9 protein-coding genes and 1 tRNA gene are annotated in these 12,190 nt (G+C 58.9%); 5 read left to right on the forward strand and 5 right to left on the reverse strand.

Features of this window, described 5'->3' with window-relative positions:
• Positions 1 to 62: 62 nt before the first annotated feature.
• Complete coding sequence (locus NMA52_RS17670; protein ID WP_254829036.1) at positions 63 to 1,691, reverse strand: acyl-CoA carboxylase subunit beta; 1,629 nt, start codon at positions 1,689 to 1,691, stop codon at positions 63 to 65.
• A gap of 52 nt (positions 1,692 to 1,743) precedes the next feature.
• On the opposite strand from NMA52_RS17670, the gene NMA52_RS17675 reads away from it, so the two are divergent.
• Positions 1,744 to 1,968 carry a hypothetical protein gene (locus NMA52_RS17675; protein ID WP_254829037.1) on the forward strand — a complete coding sequence of 75 codons (225 nt, stop codon included), beginning with the start codon at positions 1,744 to 1,746 and terminating at the stop codon, positions 1,966 to 1,968.
• Positions 1,969 to 2,046: 78 nt separating this feature from the next.
• Here NMA52_RS17675 and NMA52_RS17680 read toward each other — a convergent pair.
• Positions 2,047 to 2,132 (reverse strand) — tRNA-Leu (locus tag NMA52_RS17680).
• Between the two features lie 285 nt (positions 2,133 to 2,417).
• Here NMA52_RS17680 and NMA52_RS17685 point away from each other — a divergent pair.
• The 3 genes from NMA52_RS17685 to NMA52_RS17695 are packed head-to-tail and all read left to right on the forward strand — an operon-like array spanning position 2,418 to position 7,522.
• Entirely contained in the window at positions 2,418 to 5,255 is a 2,838-nt protein-coding gene (locus NMA52_RS17685) for a PQQ-dependent sugar dehydrogenase (RefSeq protein WP_254829038.1), read from the forward strand.
• Between the two features lie 46 nt (positions 5,256 to 5,301).
• Complete coding sequence (locus tag NMA52_RS17690) at positions 5,302 to 6,348, forward strand: sugar phosphate isomerase/epimerase (protein WP_254829039.1); 1,047 nt, start codon at positions 5,302 to 5,304, stop codon at positions 6,346 to 6,348.
• A 13-nt stretch (positions 6,349 to 6,361) separates the two neighbouring features.
• A complete protein-coding gene (locus NMA52_RS17695; RefSeq protein WP_254829040.1) occupies positions 6,362 to 7,522 on the forward strand; it encodes a patatin-like phospholipase family protein in 1,161 nt (386 codons plus the stop codon).
• A gap of 13 nt (positions 7,523 to 7,535) precedes the next feature.
• On the opposite strand, the gene NMA52_RS17700 is transcribed toward NMA52_RS17695, so the two are convergent.
• The 3 genes from NMA52_RS17700 to NMA52_RS17710 are packed head-to-tail and all read right to left on the reverse strand — an operon-like array spanning position 7,536 to position 9,765.
• Positions 7,536 to 7,928, reverse strand: coding sequence for a VOC family protein (locus NMA52_RS17700; RefSeq protein ID WP_254829041.1), 393 nt, complete (start codon positions 7,926 to 7,928; stop codon positions 7,536 to 7,538).
• 26 nt (positions 7,929 to 7,954) lie between these two features.
• Positions 7,955 to 8,866 carry a polysaccharide deacetylase family protein gene (locus tag NMA52_RS17705; RefSeq protein WP_254829042.1) on the reverse strand — a complete coding sequence of 304 codons (912 nt, stop codon included), beginning with the start codon at positions 8,864 to 8,866 and terminating at the stop codon, positions 7,955 to 7,957.
• 29 nt (positions 8,867 to 8,895) lie between these two features.
• Positions 8,896 to 9,765: a sugar phosphate isomerase/epimerase gene (locus NMA52_RS17710; RefSeq protein ID WP_254829043.1), complete on the reverse strand. Its 870-nt coding sequence runs from the start codon at positions 9,763 to 9,765 to the stop codon at positions 8,896 to 8,898.
• 221 nt (positions 9,766 to 9,986) lie between these two features.
• Between NMA52_RS17710 and NMA52_RS17715 the strand changes: the two genes are divergently transcribed.
• A complete protein-coding gene (locus tag NMA52_RS17715; protein WP_254829044.1) occupies positions 9,987 to 11,732 on the forward strand; it encodes a DEAD/DEAH box helicase in 1,746 nt (581 codons plus the stop codon).
• Positions 11,733 to 12,190: the final 458 nt, after the last annotated feature.

A 12,190-nucleotide genomic window follows, 5' to 3' on the forward strand; every position in this document is an offset into this window, starting at 1 on the left:
GCCGACGAGCTGTTAGCAAAACGAGAAAGACAGCGTCACGGCTAAAGCCGTCGCTACATGTGCTACGTCTGTACCGCTCCTACGTTGAAGCGTTCCGTCGGGGCGTGAGTGGCCGCCTCGATGCCCGCCGAGATGTAGGCGCGGGTATCGCGCGGATCGATGAGTTCGTCTACCCACAGGCGGGCGGCGGCGTAGTACGGGCTGGTCTGGGCATCGTACCGCTCCGTGATCTGTTGGAGTATTTCCTGTTCTTCCGCTTCCGTGACTTCCTGTCCGCGGGCTTTCTGACTGCCGACTTGTATCTGGAGCAAAACCTTAGCGGCCTGCTCGCCGCCCATGACGGCAATCCGGGCGGTGGGCCACGCCAGCATTAGTCGGGGATCGTAGGCGCGGCCGCACATCGCGTAATTACCGGCGCCGTAGCTGTTGCCCACGACAATGGAGAACTTCGGTACCGTGCTGTTGCTCACCGCGCTGACCATCTTGGCCCCGTCCTTGATAATACCTCCCTGTTCGGACCGACTGCCGACCATGAAGCCGGACACGTCGTGCAGGAATACCAGGGGAATGTGTTTTTGATTGCACACCATAATGAAGCGGGCGGCCTTGTCGGCCGAATCGCTGTAGATCACGCCGCCGAACTGCATTTCTCCCTTGCCGCTGCGGACCACTTCGCGGTTGTTCGCGACGATGCCGACCGACCAGCCGTCGATGCGGGCGTAGCAGCACAGCAGGGTTTTACCGTAGTCTTCCTTGTACTCTGTGAAGGTCCCTCCGTCTACGAGTGCCCGGATCAGTTCGCGACCGTCGTAGGGTTTTGCCCGCTCTTCGGGCAGTACGCCGAGGATTCCGGCTTCGTCCACTTTTACCGGTTCGATCCGGTCGAAGGGAGTGAGCGTTTTGTCGGGAATTCGTCCCACCAGATCTCGGATGGTCGACAGGCACTCCTGATCATCGCTGCATTTGTAGTCAATAACGCCGCTTACGGAGGCGTGCATTTCCGCGCCGCCGAGCGCTTCGGCCTCTACTTTTTCCCCGATGGCCGCGCGCACGAGGTAGGGACCGGCCAGGAAGATGCTCCCCGTTCCCTCCACGATTAGGCTTTCGTCCGACATGATGGGCAGGTAAGCACCACCCGCGACGCAACTGCCCATGACGGCGGCGATCTGGGTAATGCCCAGGGCACTCATCTTCGCGTTGTTGCGGAAGATGCGTCCGAAGTGGTCGCGGTCGGCGAAGATCTGGTCCTGCATGGGCAGAAAGACGCCGGCACTATCGACCAGGTACACGATGGGTACCCGGTTTTCCATGGCGATTTCCTGGGCGCGCAGGTTCTTCTTACCGGTAATGGGGAACCAGGCGCCGGCCTTTACGGTCGCGTCGTTGGCGACCACTACGCAGAGTCGTCCGTTGATACGTCCGTAACCCGTCACGACGCCACCGGCGGGGCAGCCGCCGTATTCTTCGTACATGTCGTATCCGGCGAAGGCGCCGAACTCCAGGAAGCGGGTCCCGGGATCGATGAGCTGGTCTACGCGTTCGCGGGCGGTCAGTTTTCCCTTCTGGTGCTGTTTAGCTACGCGTTTGGCGCCGCCCCCCTCGAGGATGCGTTCCAGTCGGTGATTCAGGCGGGCTACCTGAAGGAGCATGCCGTCCTCATTCGCGGCGGCGTTTCGTTGTTCTTTGGTCATAATCGGTCATTGGGCGGCCGAAAAGTACGATATTCGCACCAACCTCACCGGTATGACCGTTAGCATCATCGGCCTTCTCATCGAATTGTTCTTCCTCGCCCTCGGGGTCTACCTTTACCTGTTCGCCCGTGGAGCGGTGCGGGTCGGTACGGCGGAATCGCGCGCCCGAGCGGAAGAATTTAGGCGCGACAACGCTACCTGGATGCGTTTTCTGGGGCTGGCCCTGGCCGCCGTCATGCTGTTCAACGTGGTCTTACACGTGAAGGAACTTCTGTAGGCTTCTTGGGCGGGAACGCGGGAGCAATAAACGGAAAGGCAGCAGAGCGATCGGGTGACCGCCTGCTGCCTTATCCTGTACCCGGAACGGGAATCGAACCCGTACTCCCAGTGCTGGGAACTGAATTTTAAGTCCAGCGCGTCTACCAGTTCCGCCATCCGGGCGGTGGGCCGCAAAGATATATAAATCAGCCTGTATGCAATAGCCGTAGAAGAAAGACCGCGCCAGGTGCAGACTACCCGGCCCGTCGGGTAGGAGACGGGCCGTTGCGGCGGGGTGATCGTCGATCCAATAGACCGGATAATCGATTTACCTCTACAACGATGGAGACAATCGGATTGCCGACCGCTCGCTTGGATTATCTTGGCGCGGCTCACCAGGATTTTACGTTTACCTCTATTCCATCGACCATGTCCACCAACTGTACCAAAACCCCTACGTGCCATCCTTTGCACGGAATCATAGTCCTGTGCGTGATGCTCATGCTGTGGTCCTCCTGCGGCAACGAGGAACCAGGGGCCAACCGGGACGAGAAGCCCGAGCAAAATCGCTTCACCACCACCATTCTGACCGATCCGGGCAGCCTGGAAGAACCCATGGCCTTTACTTTTCTTAACGAGGAGGAGGTGATGCTCGTCGAACGCCCCGGCGGCGTAAAGGTCTTTCACGTAAGCGACCGCGATATGCGGCGGGTGGGTCACGTCGATGTTAACACCATTTACACCAATCGTGAGGGCAAGACGCGCGTAGCCGAGGAGGGACTGATGGGCGTCATCGCCGATCCCGAATTTGCCGAGAATAACTGGGTGTACATGCTCTACGCCGACCCCGATTCAGCTAAGCATGTACTGGCCCGCTTCGTGTACCGCGACGACTCCCTGCACACCGCCAGCCGGACCATCGTGCTGGAATACCCGGCCCAGCGGGAAGTTTGTTGTCACACGGGAGGGGGCATGGTGTTCGATGCCGACGGCAACCTCTACCTCACGACCGGCAATAACACGGCCAACCCCCCGTCGGGCACGTCGAACCTCGACGAGCGCCCCGGAGAAGAAACGGCCGACGATCAACGAACCGCCGGCAACACGAATGACCTGCGCGGAAAGATCCTGCGTATTCACCCCGAAGACGATGGCGGCTACACCATTCCCGCCGGAAACCTCTTCGCCGAAGGGACCCCCCGTACCCGCCCGGAGATATACACCATGGGTCACCGCAACCCGTGGCGGGTATCCCTGGACAGCGAGACCGGCTACATGTACTGGGGTGAGGTAGGACCGGACGCCTCCGTGGAAAGCCCGCGCGGGCCCCGGGGGTACGATGAATTCAATCGCGCAAAGGGACCCGGATTCTTCGGTTGGCCCTATTTCATCGGCGACAATATCCCGTACGCGGATTTCGATTACGCTACGGATTCGGTCGGGCCCCTCTTCGATCCCGCTCACCCCGTAAACGAATCGGTCAACAACACCGGACTGACCGAGCTGCCCCAACCCCAGGAAGCATTCATTTGGTACCCTTACTCCTTTTCCGAGCAGTTTCCCCTCCTCGGAAGTGCCGGACGCAGCGCCACGGGCGGACCGGTCTACCGCCAGGCGGATTTTGCCGAGTCCACGAATCGCTTTCCCGCCTACTACGAAGGTAAGTGGCTTGCGGTCGAGTTCATGCGGGGCTGGATCATGGCGATCGACATCGACGAGAACGGCGATTACGCCGGAATGGAACCCTTCCTGCCCGGAGAAAATTTCTCCAGCGCCATCGATATGCAGTTCGGCCCCGACGGTAACCTCTACGTACTGGAATACGGATCCGCCTGGTTCCGGGGTAACGACAACGCGCAGCTGAAGCAAATTCAGTACAACGGCGGCAACCGGGCACCCGTAGTACAGGCGACCGCCGAACCGCTGGCCGGAGCGCTTCCCCTGAATGTTCGCTTTTCCTCCGCGGGCACGGAAGACTACGACGGTGACGATCTGCAGTTTGTGTGGGAAATTACCGGAGCCAACGATTTCAGCCAGACGCTGCGGGGCGAGAGTCCAGAACTGACGCTCTCGGAAGCGGGGACCTACGCGGTCGAACTTACCGTAACCGATGCCGCAGGGAACACGAACTCGACTGTATTCGAACTGCTGGCCGGAAACGCGCCCCCCGCCGTCGACATCGTCATTACCGGGGGCAATCAATCGTTCTACTTCCCGGGCAGTACGCTGGACTACGAAATCAGCGTCGCGGACCAGGAGGACGGTAGCCTCAAGAATGGGGAGATCAAGCAGGAGGCCGTTGCCGTGAACTTCGACTACGCCCCGGAGGGCTACGATCCCATCGAGATCGCACAGAACCACCGGAGCAGTGACGAGTGGGTGCTCTACGCCAAGGGAAAGGAACTCATCAACGAAAGCGACTGCCTGAGCTGTCACCGCGTCGACGTGAAGTCCGTGGGACCGAGCTATGTGCAAGTCGCCGAACGCTACCGGGGTACGCCGGAAGAGAAAGCCATGTTGGTGACCAACATCCTTAACGGCAGCGTCGGAAAGTGGGGCGATCACGGGATGAGCGCCCACCCGGATCTGCCGGCCCAGCAGGCAAAGCTGATGGTCGATTACATCCTCAGCCTCGATGACGTGGCGGGAGCGAAGCAGTCGGTTCCCCTCCGCGGCACCTACGTCACGGAAACGCCCGACGGAGAGAACGGCCGGGGAGGTTACCTGCTCCGGGCCGCCTATACGGATCGGGGTACCGGAAGTTTGCGCCCCCTGACGTCCGAAAAGATCATCGCGCTGCGCAATCCCGTCCTGGACGTAGAGAAACACGACGTGCAGCGAGGTACGCAGTTAACCACTACTCCGGGTCGCTCCTTTAACGTGGTGGAACATGAGGGATATATCGGATACCGTAATCTCGATCTTACCGGAATCGAACGGATCGTTATCCATGCTGAAGCCTCGGAGCGCTCCGGCGCGGCGGGGGGAGTGATCGAAGTTCGCCTTGATGCACCCGACGGTCCGCTCGTAGGTACGACGGAAACCGTGACATCCGTGGAGATCGACTTCGGGGCTGAAGTGGGAAAGCTCCGCGCTGAGTGGGAAGCCGGTGGCAAGAAGGGACCCGAACCGGGGTACCGCGAGGTCCGCGAAAAGTTCCGCCGGGAATACACCGTCCTCCTGGGGGACACCGCCGGTCGACACGACGTTTACTTCGTCGTCAAAAACCCCGCGGCCAAAACCGGACAGACGCTGGTCCAGCTACAGGACATCATCTTCCAACCGGAAACCCAGGCGACCAAATAGCTTAGCCGAACATTTCGTAACTTATTGTCTCATTTCACTTAAGATCATGCAACACACCACGAACACCCGCAGAGCATTTCTCCGGACTTCCACGACGGCAGCGGCGGGCATCGCCCTGGCACCCTCGCTCATCGGGGCACCGGCGATTCTCAAGCATTTTAACAAACCCAATTCGGTCATTAAAGGTGTCCAGATCGGAACCATTACGTACTCCTTCCGGAGTATGCCGGACCAGAGTGCCGAAGCGACCCTGCAGTACGTTATCGACAGCGGCATTAGCGCCATCGAACTTATGGGCGATCCGGCGGAAACCTACGCCGGCCGTCCGGAAAATCCCGTCGACCGGAGTCGGATGTACGGCCTGTTTCGCAAGCAACGTAGCGACGAGGGGCTTACCGCCGACGAAGAGGCGGAGATGAAAGAAATGCGTGCGGAAATGGACGCATACAATAAGCAAGTGGCAGCCTGGCGCTCACGGGTCGATATGAAAAAATTCGCGGCCCTCCGCAAAATGTACAATGACGCCGGCGTCACCATTTACGCCTTCAAGCCCCGGGCCTTCGAGAAGGATAATACCGACGCGGAGATCAATTACGGGATGCAGGCCGCCCGCGCGCTGGGAGCAACCCACGTTACGCTCGAGCATCCGGCCGATGATGCCCGTACCCTTCATTTGGGGCAGATGGCGAAAAAGAATAAGGTGCGCGTCGCCTACCACGGTCACGAGCAACAAACGCCTACCTTCTGGGACACGGCGCTGGAACAGTCTAAGGGCAACGCGATGAATCTGGACATCGGTCACTACGTCGCCACCGGACACGATCCCCTAGAGATTCTCAGGAGTCATCACCAGCACATTATGAGCATGCACCTCAAGGATCGCCAGACCCCCGAACACGGAAAGGGGAACCTGATGTGGGGGAAAGGGGATACCCCGATCGGCGATGTCTTGCACCTTATGAGCCAGGAGAACTACGCTTTCCCCGCTACCGTGGAACTGGAATACGACATCCCGGAAGGTTCCGATGCGGTGAAGGAAGTCGCCCGGTGCCTGGAATACTGCCGTCACCAGTTAGAAACCGGAAAGCGGTAAGCCACCCCGATACATGAAGAAAACGGCACTGGTTCTGAGCGGCGGAGGATTCAAGGGCGCTTTCCAGGTCGGTGCCCTGCAAGTTCTCCGCGACCGGTGGCCGGAGATCGCCCCCGGCCGGGCGCCGCTGTCTTTCGACATCGTGGCCGGCGTGTCGGTCGGATCCCTCAACGGATTGCTCGTTGCCCAACGGCAATTCGGTGAACTCGAAAAACTCTGGAATGACGTGGCCCGCAATGGCGTGGAGGAGATCTATACCTCGGACTTTATCGACACCCAAACCGACCCCCGGGACCCCGATCCCGAACTAAAACTACGGCTGAAATGGTCGGACATCAGGAAGCATTTTCCCGCCACCACCCGCAACCTCCTACTGCGGGCCATCTTTAATCGGAAGTCGATCCTGCGGGAGTTTACCCGGGAATTTCAGTCCTTTCGGGCGGTAGCGGATAACGGCCCCCTCCGCGATAAGCTGCTCCGGTTGGCTAAACGGGAGGCGGTCACCGATTGCATTTACCGCTGCGGCTACGTATCGCTAAACGACGGAAAGTACTATTCCACGAGTCACGACGGGTTTCGCAGTAACCAGGACTTCGCCGACGGCGTGCTGGCCTCCACCGCCATGCCGGTCGTATGGGAGCCCGTCGGTGCAGTCCATACTACACAAGGCATTCATCGGCAGCTGGTGGACGGGGGCATCCGGAATTCCTCGCCGCTCGGCGATGTCATCCGGGAAATCGGCCGGCAGGAATCGGAGGACGAGTACACCATCGTCATCATCAATTGCAGCTCCGGTAAGGTCGCCGAGGAAGACTTTACGGACAAAAACATCGTGCAGATCGCGCTGCGGTCGCTTGTGGATGTAGCCATCACCGAAATATTTAACAACGACATCCGGGAGTTCCTGGACAAGAACTACATCCTCAAGCAATTCCGGGATAAGCTGCCCGACGAGCCGTTGTACGACTACAATTATCACACCGGTGGTCAGGGTAAGCCACTGAGGTACTTCAATGCGATCGTCATCGGACCGGACGCCAACGTACTCGGGGATACGCTTACCGCCAGCGCGGCCCAGATCGAACACCGGATCCGACACGGCCGGGAGAAAGCGGCGGCGGCGCTGGAAAAACATTTAAAGAAAAGGGAAGCGCAAAAATCAACCGTTGTGTAGTCGGGACGCTCATCTACGCACTTTCGTACAGCTCGATGGGCAGGTCGTCCGGATCAAAAAAGAAGGTGAACCGGCGGCCGGTAAACTCATCAATCCTTACCGCTTCGGCGACGATATCGTGGCGCGCAAGGGTTCTGATGCAGGATTCGATATCGTCTACGGAGAAGGCCAGATGCCGTAGGCCGCGCGCTTCCGGACGGGTGGGCCGTTGTGGAGGATCCGGAAAGGAAAACAGCTCGATCAGGTACTGCCCGTTCAGGCTTAGGTCCAGTTTGTAGGAACCCCTTTCGGCCCGGTACACTTCCCGCAGCACGGTGAGGCCTAGCACCTCCGTATAGAAATGCTTCGAGCGGGGGTAGTCGCTGCAAATGATGGCGATGTGGTGAAGGGCGGATAGTTCGAGCATAGGGTACGGATCACCGGGGTAGATGATCAATCCGCCCGGTAGAAGGGCAAGGTACGCTGCAAATCTCCCCAATCGACGAGGTGAACGCCTTCCGACTTCAGTACCGCGCGCAACTCCTCCCCGGTCACGTAGTCGAAATCATTCTGCCGCCAGGCTGCCCCAAAAGCGGGGTGATTGACAGTGACGGCCCGCATCTCCGCGTCGTCGAAGGCAAGATGTACGATGATTTCGTGAAGACCGGGGGGCAGGTTCCGGATGATGTCACTGTAGTGCGTCGCCCAGCGGTCGGTCGGCAGAATTTCGTTCATCATGTGGACTTCATCTACGATAATGTTAGTCGAATCCAGCGCGATGGGTAGGGCAGAGGGTTGAAAAACGGCCAGCCCGTATTCCCGGCCCACCCGCTGTAGGATTTCGGTGAATACGGGAGCAGCGTACAGACTGCCCATGTGACTGTCCAGATGGGTGAGCCGGATACCGTAGGCCAGCGCCCGGTCGATTTGGGCACGCAGTTCCGCTTCCACCTCCACGGGGTCGGCGTGAGCGACGAAGTCGGCGACCGACGCGTAGAAGTAGCCGGTGGTGTCCAGCAGGCTCGGTATGTCACAGGCCGGGAGCACGCCGTCCCATTTGTAGTGTTCCCATTCCGCGGTGAAGGTGAGGTGGATGCCCCAGTCCAGCTCCGGCCTTGCCCGGGCGTAGTCGGCGATCTCGGGAAACCACGGACAGGGAACCATGATGCTGGCCGAATTGATTCCGTGAGCTTCGTAGGCGGCGATCGAGGCGGTATCGACCGAATGGGCCACCCCCAGGTCGTCGGCGTGAATGATGAGTAAGGTCGCATCCTTACCGTAACCTAATTTCTCGGCGATGGTGGTTTGCCCAGTGGCTCGCGCCGTGCAGAGTAGGGCGAGGAGGAGAAAATACATGTACTTCATAGGAGAGAGGGTCGGAGAATAATTGACGATCAGGGCTTGCTGTACACTTCCGCGAGCTGAGCCCGCAGAATACGGAGGGCTTCCGGTCCCTGTTCCCGAAGGTCTTTCCAGCGCGCCTCAATCATGATCTTACCCTGGTAACCCTCCGCCTTAAGCTGTTCGAAGTAGGGGCGGAAATCGTCACCGTGGACGCCGGGCGGGGTTCGGTCTTCCCGCTCGGCAATCTCGCAGTAGATGGCGTAGGGTCCCGTGCCGGCAATTACTTCCGCCGGTTCGTTCTCCATGAGCATATGGTAGAGGTCTACGCACAGACGAAAATTAGGATGATCCACCGCCCGGACGACCGCGAGGGCCTCGGGGAGTGACGTGATGAAGTTGCATTCGGTGCTGTTCAGGTTTTCCAGGGCGAGTAGGATATCGTACTTCGCCGCTACCTCGGCTACGCGGCCGGCCATATAAATGAATTGTGCCGTAGCGGTCAGGCGACTGAAACCCTCGGGTACTTGCCGGGACCCGCCGCTGCCCCAGGTGATGAGCGTGAGGCCCGCCGCCCGGGCGCGCCGGAACACGACGTCCACGTACTCCAGCACGGCCGCTTCATCGACCTTGGGTCCGACCACCTTCAGTTCGCGGGGAATAAAAATATTGCAGGCGTACAGGGGGAGTTTTAGGCTCTTGATCCGGGGAAGTAAGCGATCAAACTCCGCGTCGCTGACCGTACGGGGAGAGAGAATTTTCGGAGTGGCTTCCGTCAGTCCTACGTAGCCCATGGCAGCCAGCAGACTATCGTTTTCGAGGTCATTCACGATGCCGACTTCCGGTACGGTCACCATCTGGGCGTATACGTCGCTGGCTGACCATAGGAGGCAAAGGCTGAGCAATAAAATCAGTTTGTTCATGCCGATTAAGGTAGGTAAATATTGGTGGTTGGGGTTTCGTTGACCGCACGGCTCCCGCGCTCCGCCCGCCCTACAACGTCTCATTTCGGAATCTAAAAAATCCCAATAAAAAGTAGTACCTTTGCGCCCTCTTAGATCACACGGGTGGTTGAAGACCTACGCCGGGCGCTCTTGCAGTGCAATTTGTAGTAGGCCATTTCGCCCGTTTAAATACCGGTGAAATGGAAAATTTCAATGAAACGACGTTGCGCGACGACGTCAAACAGGCCGTTGCACACCTCGGCTTCACTACTCCCACGCCCGTCCAGGCAAAAACGATTCCCGCCATTCTGGGGTCCGACCGCGACCTGATCGCCCTAGCCCGCACGGGGACGGGAAAAACGGCCGGCTTCGGCCTGCCCGTGGTCGACGGTATCGATCCTGAATTGGACGCCGTGCAGGCGCTGATCTTGTGCCCGACCCGTGAGCTGTGTCTGCAAATCTCGAAGGATCTGACGGAGTTCGCCCGCTTCCGTAAGGGGGTCAACGTGGTGGCCGTGTACGGTGGTGCCAGCGCCGGCGACCAGATCCGCGCCATCCGTAGCGGAGCCAACATCGTGGTCGGAACACCCGGCCGGACGCTCGACCTGATCAACCGCAAAAAGCTGGTCGTCGATCAGTTGAAGCGCGTCGTGCTCGACGAGGCCGACGAAATGCTGAACATGGGTTTTCAGGAAGAACTCAACGGCATTCTTGACGCTACGCCAAAGGAAAAACAGACGCTGCTGTTCTCTGCTACCATGCCCAAGGAGGCCCGCAAGATCAGCACCGACTACATGAACGACCCCCAGGAGATCAGCATCGATCATACCGACGCGGGTAATTCCAACATTACCCACCTGTACTATAAGGTGAAGGGTTCGGATCGGTTCCGGCTGCTGAAGCTGCTTGTCGAGTTGAACGACGACATGTACGCCGTCATCTTCTGTCGCACCCGCCGGGAAGTGGACGGTGTTGCGGAGGATCTTCGCTTTGCCGGTCACGCCGCCGATGCCCTCCACGGCGATATGAGCCAGGCCCAGCGCGACGACGTCATGAAGCGTTTCCGCAAGGGCCGCATCAAACTGTTGGTCGCTACCGACGTCGCGGCCCGCGGACTTGATGTCTCCGACCTTACCCACGTGATCAACTACAATCTGCCGGATGCCCCCGAAGTCTACGTACACCGTAGCGGACGTACGGGTCGTGCCGGGAAGGAAGGCATCGCCGTCTCGATCGTCACCGGTCGGGAGCTGCGTAAGCTTCGCGACATCGAGCGCTACGGTAAGATCGAATTTGAGGAAGCGCCTATCCCGAGTCAGGAGGAAGTATACCAGCGCCGCGCGATGAATTTCGTCGAAACGCTCAGGGCCGCCGAACTTACCGATCAAAAACTTCTCGGTCTGCTCCCCGAAATTACGGACGCCCTGAAGGGGCTTGACCGGGACGCCCTCATCCAACACATCGTGGCCTTCGGTTTGGCTGATTTCAGCAAGCAGATCGGTGGCGGAAAAGCCGTGGAAGCTCCCCGTGAGGACAACACGCGCGACAAGAAGGAGCGGCGGGAACGCAGGTCCAACGTAAGTTACACCAAGCTGTGTATGGGGGCCGGCCGTCGCCAGGGATATACCGTACCGCAGGTCATCGGCATGCTGAACCGCAATCTGCCGGGACGCAAGATCGACCTCGGCAAGATCGACCTCCAGAACAACCTGACCTTCATCGACGTCGACGAGAAGGAGGCCGGCCGCGTAGTCGCTGCATTCGACGGCGTGCGGGATAAGGGACAAGAACTCAACCTGCGCATCTACGACGGCAACGGACCCGCTACGGACGACGGTGACCGCGATAAGCGTCCGCGCAACAAGTACAAATCCTTCTCCGGCGGAAACCCGGGCAATTTTGCTAAGGGAAAGAAGAAGCACCGGAAGGGGCAGGGGAAGGGGTAGAGGGGTTAGTAGTTAGGGGGTTAGTGCGTTAGGCAGTTAGTGGTAATATGGTAGGTGGTAGGTGGTAGGTGGTAGTATGGTAGGGGTTAGGCGGTTAGTACTTTAGTAGGAGGGGGGGGTAGTATGGTAGGGGGTTAGGCCGTTAGTACTTTAGTAGGAGGGGGGGAAGTATGGTAGGTGGTAGTATAGTAGGTGGTTAGGCGGTTAGTACTTTAGTAGGAGGGGGGGGTAGTATGGTAGGGGGTTTAGGCCGTTAGTACTTTAGTAGGAGGGGGGGTAGTATGGTAATTGGTAGTATGGTAGGCTAATAGTTCTTACAGGGTGGGAGCATAGGATGGAGGTGCTCAAACAAATAGACAGTGACTTCGGCCTGGAAGGTTTGGTATCTTTCAAATCTTCAACCCGACATCATGTCCAAATTACGAAAACGATTCACCCGGGAGGAGCGCCTGGAACTG

Origin of the sequence: Lewinella sp. JB7 (assembly GCF_024297185.1) — a bacterium.
Classification (GTDB): Bacteria; Bacteroidota; Bacteroidia; order Chitinophagales; family Saprospiraceae; genus Neolewinella.

What these genes read in the sequence shown, in the direction of transcription:
- NMA52_RS17695 (WP_254829040.1), top strand. Translation starts at nt 6,362, where the DNA reads ATGAAGAAAACGGCACTGGTTCTGAGCGGCGGAGGATTCAAGGGCGCT.
- NMA52_RS17705 (WP_254829042.1), bottom strand. Translation starts at nt 8,866, where the DNA reads ATGAAGTACATGTATTTTCTCCTCCTCGCCCTACTCTGCACGGCGCGA.
- NMA52_RS17715 (WP_254829044.1), top strand. Translation starts at nt 9,987, where the DNA reads ATGGAAAATTTCAATGAAACGACGTTGCGCGACGACGTCAAACAGGCC.
- NMA52_RS17675 (WP_254829037.1), top strand. Translation starts at nt 1,744, where the DNA reads ATGACCGTTAGCATCATCGGCCTTCTCATCGAATTGTTCTTCCTCGCC.
- NMA52_RS17670 (WP_254829036.1), bottom strand. Translation starts at nt 1,691, where the DNA reads ATGACCAAAGAACAACGAAACGCCGCCGCGAATGAGGACGGCATGCTC.
- NMA52_RS17700 (WP_254829041.1), bottom strand. Translation starts at nt 7,928, where the DNA reads ATGCTCGAACTATCCGCCCTTCACCACATCGCCATCATTTGCAGCGAC.
- NMA52_RS17710 (WP_254829043.1), bottom strand. Translation starts at nt 9,765, where the DNA reads ATGAACAAACTGATTTTATTGCTCAGCCTTTGCCTCCTATGGTCAGCC.
- NMA52_RS17690 (WP_254829039.1), top strand. Translation starts at nt 5,302, where the DNA reads ATGCAACACACCACGAACACCCGCAGAGCATTTCTCCGGACTTCCACG.